This window comes from Bacillus litorisediminis (assembly GCF_022808645.1).
In the GTDB taxonomy this organism is placed as follows: Bacteria; Bacillota; Bacilli; order Bacillales; family JC228; genus Bacillus_BF; species Bacillus_BF litorisediminis.
The window spans coordinates 1-20,243 of record NZ_JAKZKT010000055.1 but is presented as its reverse complement, the minus strand read 5'-3'; the positions used below and the strand labels follow the sequence as shown (position 1 = coordinate 20,243).

Annotated in this window: 22 protein-coding genes and 1 pseudogene; 14 read left to right on the top strand and 9 right to left on the bottom strand. The window is 36.8% G+C overall.

Features of this window, described 5'->3' with window-relative positions:
• The 4 genes from MLE14_RS19525 to MLE14_RS19510 all read right to left on the bottom strand — a co-directional run.
• Window positions 1–288: transposase (locus MLE14_RS19525; RefSeq protein WP_243300125.1), on the bottom strand; the 288-nt coding region annotated here is incomplete at its 3' end.
• Between the two features lie 153 nt (window positions 289–441).
• Window positions 442–840: a VOC family protein gene (locus tag MLE14_RS19520; protein ID WP_243300124.1), complete on the bottom strand. Its 399-nt coding sequence runs from the start codon at window positions 838–840 to the stop codon at window positions 442–444.
• A gap of 15 nt (window positions 841–855) precedes the next feature.
• Window positions 856–1,296 carry a VOC family protein gene (locus tag MLE14_RS19515; protein WP_243300123.1) on the bottom strand — a complete coding sequence of 147 codons (441 nt, stop codon included), beginning with the start codon at window positions 1,294–1,296 and terminating at the stop codon, window positions 856–858.
• A gap of 30 nt (window positions 1,297–1,326) precedes the next feature.
• The gene (locus MLE14_RS19510) at window positions 1,327–1,905 is read right to left on the bottom strand and encodes a DJ-1/PfpI family protein (protein ID WP_243300122.1); all 579 of its coding nucleotides are present in this window, start codon (window positions 1,903–1,905) and stop codon (window positions 1,327–1,329) included.
• A 550-nt stretch (window positions 1,906–2,455) separates the two neighbouring features.
• Here MLE14_RS19510 and guaC point away from each other — a divergent pair.
• Complete coding sequence (guaC, locus tag MLE14_RS19505) at window positions 2,456–3,439, top strand: GMP reductase (protein WP_243300121.1); 984 nt, start codon at window positions 2,456–2,458, stop codon at window positions 3,437–3,439.
• Between the two features lie 45 nt (window positions 3,440–3,484).
• Here guaC and sda read toward each other — a convergent pair whose 3' ends face one another.
• Entirely contained in the window at window positions 3,485–3,661 is a 177-nt protein-coding gene (gene sda, locus MLE14_RS22795; RefSeq protein WP_390629256.1) for a sporulation histidine kinase inhibitor Sda, read from the bottom strand.
• Window positions 3,662–3,844: 183 nt separating this feature from the next.
• Between sda and MLE14_RS19500 the strand changes: the two genes are divergently transcribed.
• The 4 genes from MLE14_RS19500 to MLE14_RS19485 all read left to right on the top strand — a co-directional run bounded on the left by MLE14_RS19500 (window position 3,845) and on the right by MLE14_RS19485 (window position 8,025).
• Window positions 3,845–4,786, top strand: coding sequence for a DMT family transporter (locus MLE14_RS19500; RefSeq protein ID WP_243300120.1), 942 nt, complete (start codon window positions 3,845–3,847; stop codon window positions 4,784–4,786).
• A 168-nt stretch (window positions 4,787–4,954) separates the two neighbouring features.
• Window positions 4,955–5,473 (top strand): DinB family protein, encoded by a 519-nt coding sequence (locus MLE14_RS19495; RefSeq protein ID WP_243300119.1) that lies wholly within the window; start codon window positions 4,955–4,957, stop codon window positions 5,471–5,473.
• Between the two features lie 16 nt (window positions 5,474–5,489).
• Window positions 5,490–6,404: a phosphotransferase family protein gene (locus MLE14_RS19490; protein ID WP_243300118.1), complete on the top strand. Its 915-nt coding sequence runs from the start codon at window positions 5,490–5,492 to the stop codon at window positions 6,402–6,404.
• Window positions 6,405–6,762: 358 nt separating this feature from the next.
• Window positions 6,763–8,025, top strand: a complete 1,263-nt coding sequence (locus MLE14_RS19485) for an MDR family MFS transporter (protein WP_243300117.1) — start codon at window positions 6,763–6,765, stop codon at window positions 8,023–8,025.
• Between the two features lie 33 nt (window positions 8,026–8,058).
• Here MLE14_RS19485 and MLE14_RS19480 read toward each other — a convergent pair whose 3' ends face one another.
• Together MLE14_RS19480 and speE are read right to left on the bottom strand one after the other, a co-directional pair.
• The gene (locus tag MLE14_RS19480) at window positions 8,059–9,255 is read right to left on the bottom strand and encodes an MFS transporter (RefSeq protein WP_243300116.1); all 1,197 of its coding nucleotides are present in this window, start codon (window positions 9,253–9,255) and stop codon (window positions 8,059–8,061) included.
• 150 nt (window positions 9,256–9,405) lie between these two features.
• Entirely contained in the window at window positions 9,406–10,272 is an 867-nt protein-coding gene (speE, locus tag MLE14_RS19475) for a polyamine aminopropyltransferase (protein ID WP_243300115.1), read from the bottom strand.
• 182 nt (window positions 10,273–10,454) lie between these two features.
• Here speE and MLE14_RS19470 point away from each other — a divergent pair, with 182 nt between their 5' ends.
• Both MLE14_RS19470 and MLE14_RS19465 read left to right on the top strand, forming a co-directional pair.
• Entirely contained in the window at window positions 10,455–11,204 is a 750-nt protein-coding gene (locus MLE14_RS19470) for an alpha/beta fold hydrolase (protein ID WP_243300114.1), read from the top strand.
• A 1-nt stretch (window position 11,205) separates the two neighbouring features.
• Window positions 11,206–11,790 carry a TetR/AcrR family transcriptional regulator gene (locus MLE14_RS19465; protein ID WP_243300113.1) on the top strand — a complete coding sequence of 195 codons (585 nt, stop codon included), beginning with the start codon at window positions 11,206–11,208 and terminating at the stop codon, window positions 11,788–11,790.
• 73 nt (window positions 11,791–11,863) lie between these two features.
• Here the strand turns inward: MLE14_RS19465 and MLE14_RS19460 are convergent, their stop codons facing one another.
• Both MLE14_RS19460 and MLE14_RS19455 read right to left on the bottom strand, forming a co-directional pair.
• Window positions 11,864–12,034, bottom strand: a complete 171-nt coding sequence (locus MLE14_RS19460; RefSeq protein ID WP_243300112.1) for a hypothetical protein — start codon at window positions 12,032–12,034, stop codon at window positions 11,864–11,866.
• 3 nt (window positions 12,035–12,037) lie between these two features.
• A complete protein-coding gene (locus MLE14_RS19455) occupies window positions 12,038–12,961 on the bottom strand; it encodes a ketopantoate reductase family protein (protein WP_243300126.1) in 924 nt (307 codons plus the stop codon).
• 137 nt (window positions 12,962–13,098) lie between these two features.
• On the opposite strand from MLE14_RS19455, the gene MLE14_RS19450 reads away from it, so the two are divergent.
• The 7 genes and pseudogenes from MLE14_RS19450 to MLE14_RS19420 all read left to right on the top strand — a co-directional run.
• Entirely contained in the window at window positions 13,099–14,826 is a 1,728-nt protein-coding gene (locus MLE14_RS19450; RefSeq protein WP_243300111.1) for a sensor histidine kinase, read from the top strand.
• 389 nt (window positions 14,827–15,215) lie between these two features.
• A complete protein-coding gene (locus MLE14_RS19445) occupies window positions 15,216–16,550 on the top strand; it encodes a spore germination protein (RefSeq protein WP_243300110.1) in 1,335 nt (444 codons plus the stop codon).
• Window positions 16,543–17,631, top strand: a complete 1,089-nt coding sequence (locus MLE14_RS19440; RefSeq protein ID WP_243300109.1) for a GerAB/ArcD/ProY family transporter — start codon at window positions 16,543–16,545, stop codon at window positions 17,629–17,631. Before MLE14_RS19445 ends, MLE14_RS19440 begins: the two co-directional genes overlap by 8 nt.
• A complete protein-coding gene (locus MLE14_RS19435; RefSeq protein WP_243300108.1) occupies window positions 17,612–18,115 on the top strand; it encodes a Ger(x)C family spore germination protein in 504 nt (167 codons plus the stop codon). The genes MLE14_RS19440 and MLE14_RS19435 overlap by 20 nt, the downstream gene beginning before the upstream one ends.
• A gap of 131 nt (window positions 18,116–18,246) precedes the next feature.
• Window positions 18,247–18,693 (top strand): Ger(x)C family spore germination C-terminal domain-containing protein, encoded by a 447-nt coding sequence (locus MLE14_RS19430; protein ID WP_243300107.1) that lies wholly within the window; start codon window positions 18,247–18,249, stop codon window positions 18,691–18,693.
• Window positions 18,694–19,376: 683 nt separating this feature from the next.
• Window positions 19,377–19,823, top strand: a complete 447-nt coding sequence (locus tag MLE14_RS19425; protein ID WP_243300106.1) for a GNAT family N-acetyltransferase — start codon at window positions 19,377–19,379, stop codon at window positions 19,821–19,823.
• A 33-nt stretch (window positions 19,824–19,856) separates the two neighbouring features.
• Window positions 19,857–20,117 (top strand): annotated as a pseudogene (locus MLE14_RS19420) (O-methyltransferase); the annotation flags it as partial.
• Window positions 20,118–20,243 lie beyond the last annotated feature (126 nt).

Genomic DNA, 20,243 nt, shown 5'->3' with positions numbered 1-20,243 from the left:
ATCACGATCACGGGGGACCGCAATTTCAACTTCTCCTGTCGTCGTTTTCACGAACTTTTTGCCATATCCATTTCTTCTATTGCTTGTTTCTTTTTCTCCCTTGTCATTTGATTCATAGCCCAAATGATGATTCATTTCACCTTTAAGCATCGACTCAAACATAGGGCCAAATATGTCTTTTAATGCTTCTTGCATATCTTCTACAGATTTAGGTTGGTACTGTTCGATAATCTTGTTAGCTAATTCTACGGAGTTCGGATCTCTTTTCAATTTCCCCATTGAAAACACTCCTTTAGCTTTATACTTATTATTCTATCAAATAAAAAACTGTGTGAGTAAGGAACCGTACGTATTCCTTACTTACACAGTTTATATTACACTCCCGAAAAGGACGCAGTTCCGTCCTTTTCTTTAATAGTATTGGTATAGGATATCTTTTTATTATCCAGGCATTTTACTCATATCTCTAAATAAAACATTCCAACGGTGGCCATCTAGATCGGTAAATCCGCAGCCGTACATCCAGCCCCCAATTTCTGAAGGTGTTGCAAAGATTGTGCCACCAGCCGTCGCGGCTTTTTCAGCAAGTGAATCTACTTCTTCGCGGCTCTCAGCATCAATAGAGAGCAGAACTTCTGTAGCTTGGTTCGTATCGGTGATTTCATGTCTGGTGAACTGCTTGAACGTGCTAACAGGGAATAGCATTACAACTGAGGAGAAATCTCTCAAAATTAATTGTTCCTGATCATGAGTCTGAACAGTAAACCCCAGTTTAGTATAAAATTCTTTTGATTGATTAATGTCTTTTACGGGCAGATTAACCCAAATTTGTTTTGTCACTTTAATGTACTCCTTTTAGCCCTTCTGATTTTCCTCTTGGGCTATGGTAGAAACTTGCCATGTTACTCCAAATTGATCTTTTACCTGTCCATATAGGGGACTCCAAAAAGTTGGTTGAAGCTCCATGATTACTTGGCCGCCTACAGAAAGCTGCTCAAATACATCTTTTGATTTTTCAGGTGTGCTGACTGATACTGCTATCGTTACTTGGTCACCTATGGCAAAGGGCTGGCCAGGAAACGTGTCGGAAATCATAAGGTCATTATTTCCTACTTTTAAATGGGCATGTAATATTCGATCTTTTGCTTCTGCTGGTGTTGGATAATTAGGGTCTTCTGGCATATCACCGAAAGTTTGGACACTTAGTACTTTTGCATCGAGAGCACTTTCGTAAAATTTTACAGCTTCCTGACCATTACCGTTTGTCACGATATATGAATTGATTCCTAGTATCATTTTTCTACATCCTTTTCTATGGTTTATTTGTTAGTTTTCAACACTTGCAAGGCTCACATTTTTTAATAATTGAAGAAACTCGCGCATAAAGGAAGGAAGATCCGGCCAGGCATGAGCAGATACAAGATTTCCGTCAACGTAAGAAGTGCTTTCAGAAACATAGTTACCGCCTGCGATTTCAACACCCGGTTTGCATGCAATATAAGCGGTTAAAGTTCTTCCTTTTAATACTTCTGGAATTGTTTCGAAAATCAGTGATGCATGGCAAATCGCAGCAATTGGTTTATTTTCTTCGAAGAAGTGCTTCACAATAGCTTGAACATCCTTTTCTAGACGGATATATTCTGGAGCACGACCGCCAGGAATTACCAGTCCTTCATACTCAGTAGGATCCACTTCACTAAAGACAGCATTCGCTTCAAGTAAATACCCTAGCTTTTCCTCGTATGTATCCCATCCGGTGAAATCATGAACGACCGTTTGCAATTTCTTTTTCTGTGGTGCTGCAATCGTTACTTCGTATCCTTCTTCTAATAAACGGTAATACGGATAAAACACCTCTAAAGCTTCAACTGCATCGCCTGCGAGAATCAATACTTTTTTACTCATCATGCATTCCTCCTCCACTTATTTTCGAATCTTTCAATTTCATCATACTTATCAAAAATAAAAAAGGTGTCGAAAATTGTATGACAAGGAAAATTTTTTCATATTTTTGTATACTTAAACGAAAAAATGACCGATGCTGTATGGCCCATGATTATATACAGAATAGCTAATTTGAATGTTGGGTATTGTTCAGTGGAAGGCCTGGAGTTCCACGAAGACATTAATAGTATCAATAGCACGATAAGTGAATCTCAAAAATGGCTAAGCCGCTTAAGATTAAGTTTAACAATTAACGAAACAGCTTTAAGGACAGGAAAAAAACATCCAAAGGAAATATGAAATATCAATATTAATTGGCACTCATTAAAAACGATGAGTGTTTCGTATTTAGACATTATTCAAATGGAAGACAAATCATGAATTAATGAGCAGATGGGAAGATATAAAAGATTTACCTTTGACATACTGTCAAAAATCAAGTATTGTATCTTATGGACACGAACGTTTTGTGTCCGGATAAAACGATTATTCGTGTTTAGGGGTGTTGAAGATGGAAAATGTGTTTGATTATGAGGATATTCAATTAATTCCGGCTAAATGTATTGTAAATAGCCGTTCGGAATGTGATACAAGTGTAACATTAGGCGGACGTACGTTTAAGCTGCCTGTTGTACCAGCTAATATGCAAACTATTATTGATGAAAAAATCGCCATTTATTTAGCAGAAAATGGTTACTTCTATATTATGCATAGATTCCAGCCAGAGAAGCGTGCAGATTTCATTAGAGATATGCATGCCCGGGGATTATTTGCTTCGATTAGTGTAGGTGTTAAAGCAGAAGAATATGAATTTATTCAGCAATTAGCAGATGAAAACCTAATACCGGAATATATTACAATCGACATAGCACATGGTCATTCTAATGCTGTTATCGAAATGATTAAACATATTAAAACATTATTGCCTGAGAGTTTTGTCATTGCTGGAAATGTCGGTACTCCTGAGGCTGTAAGAGAATTAGAGCATGCCGGGGCTGATGCAACAAAAGTAGGGATTGGACCTGGTAAAGTCTGTATTACTAAGATTAAAACTGGATTCGGAACAGGCGGCTGGCAATTAGCTGCTTTACGCTGGTGTGCAAAAGCGGCGAGGAAACCAATCATAGCAGATGGAGGAATCCGTACACACGGCGACATTGCAAAATCGATCAGATTTGGAGCAACTATGGTAATGATTGGTTCTTTATTTGCGGGACATGAAGAATCACCAGGGGAAACGATTGAAAGAGATGGAAAACTATATAAAGAATACTTTGGTTCCGCATCCGAGTACCAAAAAGGGGAACGGAAAAACGTAGAAGGTAAAAAAATATATGTTGAGCATCGGGGTTCTCTTCAGGATACACTAACAGAAATGGAACAAGATCTGCAATCTTCTATTTCATATGCAGGCGGTAACAAACTAGACGCCCTTAGAAATGTAGATTATGTCATTGTTAAAAACTCTATTTTTAATGGGGACAGAGTGTACTAAAATTTCAGAGAAAAATCAGCCACGTAAAAAGTATGCTTACTTCATTTACGTGGCCGTTTTTTTAGGAAAATCCATATAAAATTGTACGGGTATTAAATGCTGAATATTTCGCTTTAGAATTTCCTCAAACAGCAAAGTCCTGAATGATGCGTCTGTTTTGAACTTAATTGCTTTTAAATAAATGGTTAGCAATTGTTCATTTGATAATGTTTTAAGGGTCATATTGAATCACCTTTATAGGAATTTTAGTCTATATCATAATAGGCGTTTAGACCTAATTATAAAATAATAGTAAATCGAATTTTTTTCAATGGAAAAGCGGTGAAAATTTTTTATTGTTAGCAAAATACGATGGCTATGATATATTTCAAGTAAGATAATAATTGTTTTTATGGGGGATTAGACTTGGAAAAACAGCCACGATGGGCAGGATTTCTTTTAGTTATTTTAGGTGCTAGTTTTTGGGGGATTGGAGGTACAGTTTCACAGCATTTGTTTCAAAAAGAGAACATCTCAGTTGAATGGCTTGTTTCAGTCCGCTTATTAATAGCTGGAGTAATCATGCTTTTATTATCTTTTTTCTTTAAAGATCGAAGAAAAGTAATTGAAATTTGGTCAAACAGAAACACATCTTTACAATTAATCATTTTTGGTCTGCTCGGTATGCTAGTAGTTCAATATACCTATATGGCTTCTATTAATCTGGGAAATGCAGCGGTAGCCACATTATTACAGTATTTAGCACCGATATTTATTTTGATGTATCTTGTATTAACTAGAGTAAAGCATTTAAAGCTGCAGGATGTTATAGCTGTCGTTCTAGCTTTATCTGGTACATTTCTTTTATTAACAAATGGGTCAATTGGCTCGTTAGCTGTTCCTATGTCTTCGGTGGTTTGGGGAATTCTTTCAGGGCTTGCGCTTGCGTTTTATACACTGTATGCAGGAGGATTACTGCAAAAATGGGGATCAGTTACGGTTATTGGCTGGGCCATGATTATAGGTGGGATTGGTATGAGTCTCATTCATCCGCCTTGGCGGTTTGATCCTGGCAACTGGGCGAATTCAACTTATTTTTACTTAGGATTTGTTATTTTATTTGGAACCATGCTCGCTTTTTGGTTCTACCTTGAAAGTTTAAAGTATTTAAAACCTCAAGAAACTAGTTTATTAGGTACCTTAGAACCCTTAGCTGCAATTATTACTTCTGTTTTATGGCTGAAAATTCCCTTTGGTATTTATCAGCTGATTGGAACCTTTTTCATTCTTTGTATGATTCTTTATCTTTCCTTAGTAAAGGAGAGAAAGAAGGGTGAAGACCAATCTTTAATGAAAGAAATTGTATAATTGGATATAAATGAGTACAAGACGTTTTTCTAACCGGAAAACGTCTTTTGTTCTATTCGCATATGTCTGTTCAATTAAATTATATCATTATTAGATAAGAACTTTTAGCCTTTTTCTTTTTATATTCACTGTTAGAATTTAATGAGTTAGGAAAAGGGGGATCTGGGAATGATTGATTATCGAATTAGAGCAGACAATCGTTTTTCTGAGAAAATGGGAGTATTAGTGTCAATGCTTGAACACACGAGAGCGGTAACATTACAAGATGTATCAAATTTAAGTCAGTCTGATTTAGATTATCTTCCAGATGGCAGTTCTAACAGTATTGGAGCTTTATTATTACATATCGCCTCTATAGAGTTTGTACATCAAGTCATTACAGCTGAAAATCGGGATATAAATGATAAAGAACGTTTGAAGTGGGAAACGGCATTGGAACTGGGCGACAGAGCAAGACGTGAAATAAAAGAAATGCCCCTGGATTATTACTTAAACGTTTTAGCAACAACCAGGCGGAAAACATTATTATTATTAGAATCAAAGGATGATCATTGGTTATTCGAAGATATGAAATGGGACAATGGGATTCCATACAATAAATACTGGATGTGGTATCACGTAATGGAAGATGAAATTAATCATCGCGGGCAAATTAGGTTTATTCAACGATTAATACAAAATAAATGAGTAAGGTGGATAGAATTTGGAGAAAGAAGTCGTAAAAAGGTTTGAACCAATCATTCAAAGGATCAATTCAGGTAACAAATTACTACATGTGTGGGAAATAAAAGGCGGAATTTCAGCTCAAGTGTGGGGACTAGAGGTATTACAACCCAATGGCCAGAAACAGAAAATGATTGTTCGTCAGCACGGCGATAACGACTATTTTCGCAATCCTAATATCGCGGCGGATGAATTTCGATTGTTAGAGCTCCTTGATTGCGAAGGAATACTTGTCCCGAAGCCTTTCTATCTCGATCAGTCAGGTGTTATTTTTACAAGACCCTTCCTGGTGATGGAGTTTATCGATGGTAAAAATGATTTTAATCCTACAAATGTTAGAGATTATATATCCCAATTAGCGAATCATCTGGCAAATATTCATCGAGTGGATATCTCTAAGTTGGATGTCTCATTCCTGCCATTACAAAATGAAATATGTATTGAATTATTAAATAGAAAAAGTGATAATTCACTAAATGAATATTTGATGCAGCAATATTTAAAATCCGGCATACCTTTATCTAAAAAAAATCAAGATGTCATTCTTCACGGTGATTTTTGGCCGGGAAATATTCTTTGGAAGGATGGAAAACTTGTTGCCGTTATTGATTGGGAAGATGCTGCAATAGGAGATCCTCTTTCTGACCTGGCAAATGGCAGGCTTGAAGTTTTATTTAAGTTTGGAATCGAAGCTATGAATGAGTTTACCTCTACCTATCAATCTTTGATGCCACAGATTGATTACACAGACCTGCCTTATTGGGAACTTTTTGCGGCTTTAAGACTTTCTGTATTTACGGAATGGGGACTTGATAAGCAAATTGAGAAAGTAATGAGAGAAAAACATGAGTGGTTCGTGACTCATGCTTTTACACGAATGAATAAAGGGGGATGATCCCCAGAACTCTATTCTAATCATTTGCAGGGTAGGAAGGACTGGGTTTAAATGGAGTTTACAACCGTAATATACGATAAAATTATTATGTAAACACGATAGCATTTAAATATTTATATAAAATGAAAAAAAGACGCTCTTTGCTTTAAAGGGCGTCTTTTACATGAAGAACAAACGTTCGTTTTGTGGATCAGCAAAATTAAGAGATGGGTAATCTCAACTATCATATTATTATAAATCAAAATGAATTATAAGTCTATATTTATTATTCGAAATATTCTATCGTATAGATACCTGGCCGGGGAGTTTTGGAAATGGACTGCTGAGCAGATTGTTTCTTTAGAAAAGGGGGATGTTTTTGAATATCCGTATATGGGATTTAAATTTAAAAATCCGAATAATAGGGGAATGTTTGTTCAATTTATTATATTGGATGTACTTTCCCTTTATTACGGTCTATTTTGGAGATGCCTTAGGTAATCACATGGCAGGTATTCTGATGACAGTTCCGCCACTCATCGCAATGCTTGGTAACATGGCTGGAGGGGATTTTACAGACAGATTCGGACGCAAGCCGGTAATGTTGCTTGGTTCTTGCATTAAGACACTTATGTTTGCTTTGTTTGCTATGTCTCCTTCACACTGGCTTGATTATATAGCCTTTATTGGGGTCGGTGTAGGCAATGCACTATATGGGCCAGCCAGTCATGCAATGGTAGCTGATCTTGTGCAAGAGCATGAGCGAAAGCAGGTTTTTGCTACATTTATTACTGCCAATAATATTGGGGCTGTATTAGGGCCAGCATTGGGTGCTATCTTTTTCTTTCACTACCGCAGTGAATTATTATGGACCTGTACAATCGTCATGCTGCTTTATTCTATTGTCATATATTTCAAAATTAACGAGACCATGCCTTATGAAATAAAAAATGAAAGCCGCTCTATACCTATAATGTCCTTAATAAAGGAACAGTGGAAAGGCTATAGAGTTATCTTTCAGGATAAATTGTTCCAGTTATATATCCTTGCTGGTGTATTTGCGATTATTACGATTATGCAATTAGATTTGTACTTAGCAGTCTATGTGACAAATCATGTGCCAGCTCAGCCTCTCATTTCTTGGGGAGATTGGTCATTTATCCTTTCCAGTACAGAAGTTTTTGGATGGATCTTAGGGTTAAACGGATTGCTTTTTGTTTTATTTGTTCTGCCAGTGACTAAATGGCTGAAAGGGTGGAGAGACCGGGATGTGCTGATTCTTTCCTCTATATTGTCCGGAGCGGGAATGTTTTCAGTTGGATTGACGAGTAACATTTGGATTCTTTTTTTAATCACAATCGTTTTTACATTTGGGGAAATTATACGATCTCCTGTGATCAATAATTTTGTCAGCTCATATGCTCCCATTGAAGCAAGAGGACGGTATTTGGGCGCATCCAATTTACAATATACGTTTGGAAGATTTTTGGCGCCAATGACAGTTTTCATGTCCGCTTGGGTATGGCCATTAGGAGTTTTTAGTTTTATATTGATTTGTGCTTTTATCAGCGTTGCGCTGTATATGATTGTTTTTAAAAGATTTGAAATCAGAATAAAGGAAAAGTCGGTTCCTCCATTGTAAAGGGAACCGACTTCTTAAATTTTTGTAATATGTTTAACCAGTTGCACTTGGCATTTTAGTCTTGCCGAACTTTGTAAAATATAAAACTATCGAAATGGTAACGGACAGTGCTGATGCGAGATAAATACTGCTGTAGTTGAACAAATATGCAATTTGGCCAAATGTGATGGCACCAATCCCAACTCCTAAATCAAACGAAGAGAAAAAGGTAGCGTTTGCCATTCCTCTGCGATTGACTTCAGCTGATTGAACAGCCCAAGCTTGCAATGCTGGCTGGATGCTGCCAAAGCCGAATCCATATAAAATTGCAGCCAGGTAAAGAATAAAACTATTTGGCAGCCATGCAAGTAAGAACATAGCTGTTAAAATCAGTCCTGTTCCGAACGGAAAAACGGCCCGATGACCTTTTTGATCGTAAATTTTTCCTGCAAACGTTCTGGTTACCATAAGTGATAGCGCATACAAAAGAAAATACCATTGAATTCCCTGAATCCCTTTTTCCAGTACATAAATCGGCAAGAAACTGGCGATTCCTCCAAAATTGATCGTAATAAAAAAGATGAGAATCGATGGGGGAAGCGCAGTTTTTTCATAGAGATCCCATCTTTTAATGGGTGTTGTCGTTTTCTCTGCTTTTCTATAGTTGATTTTTACCGACATCAAAAGTGAAATTATTCCAAGAGCAGAACAGATGAAGAATAGCTGAGTAAAGGAGATGTGCCCTGCTAATGTAAGGCCAAGGGTAGGACCGAGTGCCAGAGCTAAATTTCCGAATAAACCGTAATAGCCCATCCCTTCTCCGCGCCTGCTGGCGGGAATGATATCCGTTGCAATGGTCCCGGAAGCAGTTGTCGAAAATCCAAAACCAATTCCCTGACAAATTCTTAAAACAAATAAAAAGAGGATACTAGGTATGAGCCCAAAAACTCCTACCGAAACCGTAAAAATACAGAGTCCTAGTATGTAAACGAATCCTCTTCCTTTTGAATCTAAAGCATGTCCGGCATATGGTCTAATAACTAGCGCTGAAAAAGCAAAAACGCCTACTATAAATCCAATTAGCCGATCACTTCCGCCTAACGTTTCCACATAAAGAGGAATGGTAGGCAATGTCATTTGGAAGGCAAGAAAAATGAAAAAATTAGATAGGCAAATCAAGAAAAAATCTTTTGTCCAAATCCTTTCCTTGCTAGCTGCCTTAGGTGCCTCTTTCGATAAGGGTACACTCATAATGAACTCCTCTCATGGATGACCATTAGAATATTTCGGTTGCTTGCATATATTTTACAAAAAAATTTAGGGTTTAGAAATATTTTATGATGTTTTTCTGCAATATAAATATAAACGCCCATAAAATGTTTGGGCGTCTTTATATAGGTATTACTTTATATTCAGTTGTTCCTTCATAAATTGAGGCAGGATAAAACACCTTTGAATCAGTTCATCGTTTACATAGTACGTTTCTTTATCCTGCACTTTTGCAGAATCAGGATGTACAAATTGCTTTGATCCAATCGTAAAACTCCATAATCCCCCTGGATATGTAGGAACAACCGCTGTATACATACTTACCTCTTTGAAAAGATCACGGATCCGGTTATACGATTGCTTCAAAACGTTCATATGAAAAATAGGGGATTGACTCTGACAAACCATCAGACCATCATCTTTAAGTGCACGATGCAGGCTTTGATAAAAGCTTTTTTCAAATAGTGCGGTTGCTGGGCCAACAGGGTCTGATGAATCTACAATAATAAGATCATACTCTTGCTCTTTCCTTTTCGCGAATGCAACCCCATCATCGTAAATAAAGTTGACTCGCGGATCTGAAAGATTTCCTGAAACTTCAGGAAGATATTTTTTACAAACTTTTACGACAAGTTCATCAATTTCAACCATGTCAATGTTGGTGACGGTTGAATATTTGCACACCTCACGGGCAACGCCGCAGTCACCACCGCCAATAATCAAAACCTTTTGCGGATTTGGATGAATGGAAAGGGGAACATGACTAATCATTTCGTTATAAATGGAACCATCCATCGCGGTCGTTTGCACAACCCCGTCTAAAACAAGCATCCGGCCAAAATCATAGGAATCGAGAATCATGACATGCTGAAACATCGATTGTCCAGAATATATGACATTTTTAATCCGATAGCTTATTTTCAGGTTGTCCCGTTCATCTTCCGTAAGCCATAATTCTCCATTTTTCTCTGTTAAATATGATGGTAATTGTTTTTCCATTTTCACCCTCCAACAGAACGAATTCATTTACAATATACAGACCCTATTAGTATATCGAAGTTCGAAAGCTCCAAACAAGTGAAACAAGGGGACGGTTCTGCATTTTCTATTGACTAACCGTTCATTCAATAATAAAATATGATTACGGTGTACCGAAAATACGATTGGGGGACCTGAATATAATGGATTTATATTACGAGGTTAGCGGGAAGGGAAAGCCATTAGTATTACTGCATAGTGGTGCTGCTGATTTGAGGGATTGGACTTATATAACACCACTTTTAGCTAAACAATATAAAGTGATTGCTTTAGATGGAAGAGGAGCAGGAAAGTCGCCAGTTCCTTTAACACCACCCAATTATGTAGAGGACCTGAACAAGTTGCTCAATCATATGGAGTTAGAAAAAGTGACATTGGTCGGTCATTCCATTGGGGGGCAACTAGCAACCGAGTTTACCTTAGAATACCCTGAACTTGTGGAAAAATTAATATTGATTGCGCCTGGTTTATCGGGGTTTGTGTATTCAAATGAATTTATTTCAAAAATACAAGCGGTTAGTGAAGCTGCCCTGAATTTAGACAAAATGGTGGAACTGGCTCTTGAAGTTCCAACGAATAAGGTAATTATAAATCACCCTAATCGTAAGCTAATGGATGACATGCTTCGTCATCATTTTATCCGCTTAAAGGAATGGGCTACATTTGAGTCAATTTGGCCTGAAGTTCCTGCGATTGAAAGGCTAAGTGAACTCTCAGCCAAAACATTATACATGATTGGGAAGATGGATCATGTCGAAAACTACCGACTATCCGAATACTTCCGGCAAGTTCCAGACATTCAGTTTGTTGAAATTGAAGGAGCAGACCATATGGTTACACTGACACACCCAATGGAGGCAGCAAACCATATTTTACGTTTTTTGGAGGAGTAAAATGCCGCGCACACCAGAAGAAAATGAAAGAATCCGAGAAATTGCAAAAGAAAAAATAAGAAACGCAGCCATGGAATTGTTTATTAAAAAGGGATATCATCCTACCTCTATTCAAGAAGTGGCCAATCACGCTGGGATATCCAAAGGTCTTCTTTACAATTATTATGAAGGAAAAGAACAGCTGCTTGCGAATATGGTGGATGCACGAATTCAAGAAGTGGTATCTGTTATGAATGAAGCAGCTTTTATTGATGATCCCCGTGAACAACTTAAAGTGATCATTAATGGGGCTATTGATAATGTAAATGCAAGACCGGAAGTTTTTCGGTTCTTTTTACATCTGCAAACCCAGCCTGAGAATGATGAAATCTTGAATAAATATAGTCAAAGACTTATTGATGAAAGTGCGAGACAGTTCGAGTTTCAGTGTGAAATTTTTGAAAAGCTTGGGGCTGATGAACCAAGAAAACGTTCATTATATTTTTCATCAATCCTCCAAGGAATCATGCTCATGATTTCAACCTATCCTCGAAAATTCCCGATTGAAGAAATAAAAACACAAATGCTACGTGACTTCTGCGGCTAGCTAAGGGTTGGGCTCCAATAAAAAAGGATATCTTACCGAGGTTCGGACCCTTATAGAAAGTAAAGCTTTGTCTTCAGCTTATAAAATAAAAATGAAAGATATCTCTATCTGAGCCGATTAATGCCAAAGAGATATCTTTCCATGTATAAACCGCTTTAACCATTTTAAGATGTTTGACCACTGTTTCCGTCTTCTCTAAAACCATATTGGCAGGGGCAATTCCTATAAAATGGCATACCTTCACGTCCTACCCCTGTTTTCTGTTCGTCTCATAAACTTTCAAATTACCATAAATCAGCTGCAAAAGCGGCACATCAATCCCATATCGCCCAGCCGCTTCATAGAGATATCCTTGCAGGTGATCCGCTTCAGTTGGGAGCCCTTTTTCCATATCTCTTTGCATCGAAGATTTCATTTGATAGCCCAATTGATTAATGCGATTCAATGTGGTTGTTTCTATATCTTCAGCAACGGGAGCACCAATGGTTCGCGTCACCTGAACAACTTCAGAAATAAATTGAGTTAGTATTTCTTGGCCGCCGATTGTGTCACGAACAGGACCAATAGGTGCTCTCATTAAAGAAGTAACCCCAGACATGGTGGTAATAAATATGTATTTATGCCACATTTCCTGAAGGATTGTGTCACTGCGGCGAATATTCGCTTTTGTACCGCTAAAGGCTTCATCTAGCGCAAGGATTCTATCCGTTTGTTCTCCTGACAGTTCGCCAAATACAAGGTCATGGCTCGGGCTTTTTTGCAGAACGGTTCCATTTTCATCTAAAGTTGACTCAACAAAGCATAGACCGCCTATGATCAGGTCTTTCCCAAAACGTTTTTGCAAAACCTCGACATGGGCTATCCCATTTAATAAAGGGAGGATCATAGTTGAATCACCGACATAGGGTTCAATGCTATCCAGGACACCATCTAAATGATAGGCTTTTGTCGAAACCAGGATGACATCATATGGTTTCACATCCTCACCAGCAGAAATGGTTTTCGGCTGAAGTGTAAAACTTCCATTTATGCTCTCTACTTTTAGCCCACGCTCAGACAATTGCTGCTTCCGCTTTTCGCGAACAAGAAAGGTCACATCTCCACCTTTTTCAAGTAACCGTCCTCCAAAGTAACCTCCAACTGCCCCAGCGCCTACGACTAATATTTTTATAGTCTTCACCTCATTTCCCTTAGTATTACTTTTATATTAAAATAATTCATCCTTTTCTGTCATCTAATCGCCTACAATTAATTGCAATGCTAGTCTATAATAGTAATAGATACAATGGACACTAAAGGAGTATGCACATGTTTGAACTCATGTTGACGTTGCTCGAGCGGTTAGGAATTATCGTTACGATTGCATTTATCGTTACTCGTTTTCGATTTTTCCGTCAGCTGCTCCAGACAGATCATCTAGAAAGGAAACAGCAAGTTAGTGCCATTATCTTCTTTGGGATATTCGGCATCATTGGAACGTATACAGGTCTTGCGTTTCATACCGTATCATTAGAGTTTGACCGCTTTGCTGATAATTTGGCCCAGCAAGAAGCCCTTGCCAACTCAAGGGTTATTGGTGTAGTGATTGCAGGCATACTTGGCGGATATAAAATAGGAATCGGGGCTGGATTAATTGCAGGTGTTCATCGTTTTACATTAGGCGGGTTTACGGATGTTGCCTGTGGGCTGTCTTCCATTATTGCAGGTGTGATTGCAGGTGCCTTTTATAAGAAAAATAAACATGTCAAACTTTCAACAGCTGGTATGATTGGGGCTTTGGCTGAAGCAGTTCAAATGATCATTATTTTACTGATTGCCAAACCTTTTGATCAGGCTTGGACTCTAGTCCAGGGCATCGGTATCCCCATGATCGTTGCCAATGGAATTGGCTCAGCCTTCTTTTTATTAATCATTCGCAACCTTTTAAATGAAGAGGAAAAAGTAGGGGCTATTCAAGCACAAAAATCACTTCGTTTGGCTGAATTAACGCTTGCCCATTTAAGAAAGGGGCTGAATCAACAGTCAGCCCAGGCAGCATGTGAGATCCTCTATAGGGAAATTGAGGCAAGTGCAATTGCAATGACAGATAAAGATAAGATTTTGGCACATGTTGGGGTCGCAGATGATCATCATCAATCCAACAGTCCCATTCAAACCGATATTACGAAAAGAGTGCTAGCGAAAGGAACGCTAGCCGTTTCAGACCGTGATGGTATCCAGTGTATTGATAAGGAATGTCCGTTGAATGCAGTTGTCATAGCTCCTTTGAAACAAAGAGGAGAAACAATTGGAACGTTAAAATTTTACTTTAAATCGGAAAAAGAAATTACGGATGTGGTCATTCAGCTGATTAAAGGGTTAAGCTCTCTGTTAAGCAACCAGCTTGAATTAGCTGAAGCAGACCGCGCCATTCAGCTGGCCAAAGAGGCTGAAATTAAAGCGTTACAAGCTCAAATTAGTCCTCATTTTCTATTTAATACATTAAATATTATCGTTTCATTGATTCGTACAGATCAAAAGAAAGCAAGAAAACTTTTAATTAATTTATCTCATTTTCTTAGACAAAACTTGAGCGGAACGACAGAGGAGCTAACGACACTCGAGCAGGAGCTAAAACATGTAGAAGCTTATCTTTCGATTGAAGAAGCAAGATTTGTTGATAAGCTGGCAGTCTATTTTGAAGTAGATCAAGACGAACTCCAGCGAAAAGTACCGCCACTAACCTTACAGCCAATTGTCGAAAATGCAATCAAACATGGAATTCGTAATAAAGAAAAGAATTGTATGATTACAATTTCCATTAAGCGTGAAAAAGAAGGGACCATTGTATCGGTTCAAGATAATGGCAGCGGAATGGATGCAGAGCGTCTTCAGCAAATTGGAAAAGATAAGCTCACCTCAAAAAACGGAACCGGAATGGGGCTATATAATGTCAATCGGCGTCTCGTTATGATGTTTGGGGAGAATGCAGGTCTTTCTATACAAAGTGAACCTTCAAAAGGAACAACGGTTCGATTTCATTTGGAAAATGTATAACGTAGAACCATTTGATGCGGTGACATCATTAGTTGTTTGGTAGTTGTCGCGGTTATTATAGTAATTAGTTTTATAATGAAAGACACCTCGGAGTATTTCGGGGTGTTTTCGTTTTATTGGGTCTTTTGTAAGATAGGATATTATTATCAATTTGTTTTCGTCATAGAGACGGATTCTTATGTCTTTAAAGTAGTTGTGCCTGATACAGGATTTATAAAAGTCGATTCATTAATAAGGCAGATATGAAAACACCTACAAAATCTTATTAAACATTTTTGCAGATGTTTTATCTTTTTTATACTAATCCGGACATTCATAAGGTATTACATAATTCTTTAAACAAAGGGAATAATTGTTATTGTAAACATAATTAGGAAGTGACTGAGATAATGGATGGAAAGCTACAGGAGATTAAAGCGAAAATAGGGGGCAATGACGATTTTTTTTTAATTGAACAGCAATATCATCATCTATATATCGTATTAATAGGATTAAAGAGCATGATTGATTTACCAAAAACCACATTAATAATAAAAGAATATATTGAGAATGGGTTTATTACTAATACCCCAATAGAACAACATCTGGACTCTCTGGGAGAAAATATAAATTTAGATTCTGCTAAGGCGATATCTTCTATTTTGGAAGGAAACCTAATTGTATTTGTAAATCCATGCAGCAAATTTGTAAAAGTAAATCCTATTTCCCGGTCACTGACTCGCTCGATTGAGTCACCTACAAATGAAAATGTTTTACAAGGTCCGCTAAGTTCTTTTAATGAGGACATCATCACAAACATTGGATTAATCAGGAAACAATTCGTTTCAGAAAATTTACAGGTTACATCTTTTTCAATAGGAGATCAACATAAAACAAATCTATCCGTTGTCTATGATAAAAATCAGGCAGAAAAAAGTCTGGTTCAAAGATTGATGAATCAGATTAAGCCAAATGAGAAAAAGGAACTGAATAATCTGCAAGATCTGATTAAGATTCTGGGATTGCCATCCTGGAGCATCGTATTTCAATTTAATACAACTGAAAACGTCCAAGCAACTGGTAAGGCCTTAAGCAAAGGAAAACTAGTTCTATTAGTAGATAGAATGCCATTTGCTCTCATAGTTCCTTCTACTTTTTGGGATATGTTTACCTCGGAAAATGATCGAAATTATCCATACATCATTATGGTAGGCATCAGGGTTATCAGAATATTGGGTGTTTTAATTACTTTAATCATGCCAGGGTTATATGTCGCTTTGGTTTCTGTTAATCCTGAAGTATTAAGAATTGAATTGGCTTTATCAGTTGGGCAATCACGAGAAGGCGTGCCGTATCCTGCACTAGTTGAGATTATAATGCTCCTCATTATTTTGGAGTTGATTATGGAGGCGAGCGTAAGACTTCCTAAAAGCATTGGACCTACTATTACCATGGTGGGAGGTATCATACTTGGACAGGCTGCAGTTGAGGCAAAGTTAGTAAGCAATTTGCTGATTATTATTCTTGCAGCTACTACGATTGCAAATTCAACCGTTGTAGGGTTTCAGAACTCCAATTCTATCCGTTTATTTAAATACCTAATAGTTTTAATGGCCTCTATGTTTGGAATCTTGGGAATTTTAGCTGGGATCTTTATCATTTGTACCTACCTTGCCAGTGTTAAGACCTTTGGGATACCATTCATTAACTTATCTTCTTCAAAGGGTGAAATGAATAGTGGATAAAAGTCTGCAAATTGTTTGTATGTATGTCCTCACCCATTTAGGACTTATTTTCTTTATGTACCCCACTGAAATAATAGCCAGTACTGATCAAGCTCATTGGATCCCCATTTTAATAGGTTGGATTGTTCATTTTATTTTAATTTCAGTCTATATGAAAGGGCTTCATTATTTTCCAAATAAAAACATTATTACAATCTACCGAAATGTAATAGGGAAGGCTGCAGCCACTATTTTTTTATTGCCAACCACCATTTATTTTTTTATTGCTATTTTTGTAACAATTCGAATATATTCAGAAATTATTACAATCATTTTACTGGAAAAAACTCCTTTATGGTCTATTATTGCTTTATTTGTTCTAATCTCAGGTTATCTTGCTGCACAGGGGATTGATGCGATTTTTCGTACTGGCGTTCTTTTAACGATTCTCTTTTTACCTCTTGTTTTCATAATCACCTGTATTGCATTTCAAAATGTTGACTGGCATTATATATTTCCTCTGATAGATAATCGTTTCCCTTTTGTTACTAATTCAAACTTCTATAAAAGTTTTTATGCATTTGGAGGAGGTTTTTTGTTCTTAGGATTTGTACAGTCCCATCTAAACTATCAAAGAAAGAAGGTTCAATTGACTGCTATCATTCTGTTTCCTTTCTTTTTATTTTCGGTCTACATTCCTGTTTTAACTTTTGGTCAAGATACTGCATCTACATTCCTTTTTCCATTTACCGCTGCCCTAGACGGCGTAAATATCAATTGGCTTATGTTTGACCGCGTAACCCTCTTTTTTATTATGAGTCTGATTACATTTATTTTGTTATACCTTGCTTTGGTCCAATGGAAGATGGTACAGATTGTAAAGAGTTATGTTCCTTTTATAAAATCATTCTACTTATTGGTCATTTTAGATATGATCATTTTTATAATTTGTATATGGATTCAAAATTGGGAAGAAATTAATTACTTTATGATGTTAAATGTATTTATTAGATGGTACATAATGATTTTGATTCCATTCTCTCTATACTATTTTGGCATGAGGATTAGGAGGAAAAGTAAAAATGAAAATAAAAATGTATAAAGCTTGTGTTTCCTTTTTACTAGTTCTCCCTATTCTTGTTTCACTTACAGCCTGTTGGAACATAAAAGATATAAATCACAGAGTCATGCCGGTAATATTAGGTGTCACTAAGGATGAAGAAGACCAGTATAGTCTTTATTTACAAGTTCCCATTCCCTTGAGAGATTCCATATCTACCCAAATTGTTAAGGGGAAAGGAAATACTATCAATCATGCGATTGATTCAATTAGTGCGGATATGGAGAGCAGTGTTGACTTACTGCATGTGAAAGTAATTGTGATTGAAAAAAAATTAGCTGAAGAAGGAGTAAAAGACTTTATTTCAAGCATTATGAGATCCAGAGAAATTTCACCCAAGGCTTTAGTAACAATCAGTGAAGATGACTTAGATTCATTTTTTGAAAAAATGAAAAATAGTACCGAACCTGAAGGAACTAGTCTATACGATTATTTTGAAAAAATGCTGGATGGTCTCCACAGATAGCGCAGACAAGAGTCTGGCAGCTTTACAGAAGTATTCATTCTTATACCAGAGATGTACCCATTCCTCTTTTAAAAGCTGGAAAATCAACTTTAGTAAATTTAATTGGTTCTGCAGTTATCAAAAACGGGAAAATGGATGAACAAATGAATCCTGATGAGACTCTTTTATATAATGCCTTTGAAGGTCAAAGTACAAGCGGAAAAATTGAAGTGATGGATACAGCAAGTGTTATGATTCTAAATAATAAGTTACTGCATGATAGCAGTTTGATTGGAGAAACCTCACATTTAAAATGTACACTGAAATTAAAAGTGATGATCTTAGAGACAATAGGGAACCCAACATTAGACGAAATAAGAAAAGATTTAAATAAAATAATGACTGACCGATTTAATCATTTATTTGCAAAGCTGCAAGAGAGTGAGGCAGATATTTTAGGCCTTGGCCAGTATTTTAGACGACAAATCCCAAGAAATGAGCTGAAGCATTGGCGGTCAAAATATTATCCTGACTTGTTAATAGACTTTAAAGTACAAACAGATATTCAAAATACGGGAAATTTAAAAACTCCTTTGTAAAATGACAACAATAATGAAATCTTGAAACAGCTATTGAATAGCTAAAATCGTTACCTCTTTTCTGAAGTTAGCACGTGTTAGTGGAACTTTTTGGCAAGATAATCGTCTATAAGAAAAGGCGGTGTTTCATAAGTGGGAAGAAAACAACGAAACATTTTATTATTTATGGGGAATGTTATTACGGGATGTTTTAATCGAACAGAACCTGAAGAAGTTGAGGTTCAAGATTCATGAATAAAAATAAAGTTAACAATTTACTAAAAGACTTGAGTCTGGCAGGAAAGATAGTGGCTATATCATCAATAACACTTCTTATCATCTTTGCAATCAGCTTTCCTATTTTCTGCATAAAGTTTCTTATCAATATTTATAGTGTAAGGTAAATTCTCAAATTTTACGTTTATTTCATTCGATTAATCAACCTGATTCTTATTTAAATATGGACCAAAATAGCTAATCTCAGTTTCTTTGAGCGTAAATACGGAATGATTAACTGGAATATTCATCTCAACAACAGCTTCGTTATAATGGAAGTTTGATAGAAAAATCTACAAGTGAAAGGCGTTTTCAGGGATTTGTTAATTAATTTATGTGTATAAGTTTTCCTTATTAGGAGGAAGAAGGTTTTTGTATTACTTTTTTTCATAATTATGTATTAGGATGAATAATGGGAGGGAGAGATTATGTTAGAAATTAGGAACATTCATGCAGAAGATACATATAGGATTCGCCATCAGGTTTTGCGGCCAAGTCAGACGCTTGAGGACTGTAAATATAATGGAGATTTTGACCAAGATACATTTCATGTTGGTGCTTTTGTAGAGGGAGAATTAGTTAGTATTGCTTCTTTTTATAAGGAGAGCTGTCCAAATTTTTCTGAAACTTTACAGTATCGGCTAAGAGGAATGGCAACGATGGAATATGCGAGAAATCAAAAAGCGGGGAGTTCTTTACTCCGTTTTGCGGAGAGAATTCTAGAAAAAAGAAAAGCGGATGTATGGTGGTGTAATGCAAGGGTTTCAGTTAGTGATTATTATAAGAAACTAGGATTGAATGAACATGGGGATATTTTTGAAATTGAACCTATTGGCCCGCATAAGCTAATGTTTAAAAGATTAAACAGTCTATAGGAAATTAGATACGGGAGAGAAACAAGGATGAATATGTTTTCTAAATGGGAAGATGTTGACAACTATTTTGTTGATAAATTGATTCCACATGATGACGTGTTAGATTCAGTCTTACGTGCAAATGCAGAGGCGGGATTACCGGCCATTGATGTCTCACCGACTCAAGGGAAACTCCTTCATTTACTTGCCAAAATACAAGGAGCCAAGAAGATTCTTGAAATTGGAACTTTAGGAGGATACAGTACGATTTGGCTGGCACGGGCACTTCCTAAGGATGGAAGTTTAATTTCTCTTCCTGAATCCGTGACATAAGGCGGTTACTTTTGAAGGTTTTGGAAAACCTGAATTTTCTGCCTTTTGCCACTTAAACTTTTTGTATAGAATTCTTTTTGGGTACATCAAATAAAACCTGCTTTCCTC

What these genes read in the sequence shown, in the direction of transcription:
- MLE14_RS19465 (WP_243300113.1), top strand. Translation starts at nt 11,206, where the DNA reads ATGCCGCGCACACCAGAAGAAAATGAAAGAATCCGAGAAATTGCAAAA.
- speE (WP_243300115.1), bottom strand. Translation starts at nt 10,272, where the DNA reads ATGGAAAAACAATTACCATCATATTTAACAGAGAAAAATGGAGAATTA.
- MLE14_RS19435 (WP_243300108.1), top strand. Translation starts at nt 17,612, where the DNA reads ATGAAAATAAAAATGTATAAAGCTTGTGTTTCCTTTTTACTAGTTCTC.
- MLE14_RS19510 (WP_243300122.1), bottom strand. Translation starts at nt 1,905, where the DNA reads ATGAGTAAAAAAGTATTGATTCTCGCAGGCGATGCAGTTGAAGCTTTA.
- MLE14_RS19450 (WP_243300111.1), top strand. Translation starts at nt 13,099, where the DNA reads ATGTTTGAACTCATGTTGACGTTGCTCGAGCGGTTAGGAATTATCGTT.
- MLE14_RS19480 (WP_243300116.1), bottom strand. Translation starts at nt 9,255, where the DNA reads ATGAGTGTACCCTTATCGAAAGAGGCACCTAAGGCAGCTAGCAAGGAA.
- MLE14_RS19445 (WP_243300110.1), top strand. Translation starts at nt 15,216, where the DNA reads ATGGATGGAAAGCTACAGGAGATTAAAGCGAAAATAGGGGGCAATGAC.
- MLE14_RS19430 (WP_243300107.1), top strand. Translation starts at nt 18,247, where the DNA reads ATGGATGAACAAATGAATCCTGATGAGACTCTTTTATATAATGCCTTT.
- MLE14_RS19425 (WP_243300106.1), top strand. Translation starts at nt 19,377, where the DNA reads ATGTTAGAAATTAGGAACATTCATGCAGAAGATACATATAGGATTCGC.
- MLE14_RS19515 (WP_243300123.1), bottom strand. Translation starts at nt 1,296, where the DNA reads ATGATACTAGGAATCAATTCATATATCGTGACAAACGGTAATGGTCAG.
- guaC (WP_243300121.1), top strand. Translation starts at nt 2,456, where the DNA reads ATGGAAAATGTGTTTGATTATGAGGATATTCAATTAATTCCGGCTAAA.
- MLE14_RS19470 (WP_243300114.1), top strand. Translation starts at nt 10,455, where the DNA reads ATGGATTTATATTACGAGGTTAGCGGGAAGGGAAAGCCATTAGTATTA.
- MLE14_RS19495 (WP_243300119.1), top strand. Translation starts at nt 4,955, where the DNA reads ATGATTGATTATCGAATTAGAGCAGACAATCGTTTTTCTGAGAAAATG.
- sda (WP_390629256.1), bottom strand. Translation starts at nt 3,661, where the DNA reads ATGACCCTTAAAACATTATCAAATGAACAATTGCTAACCATTTATTTA.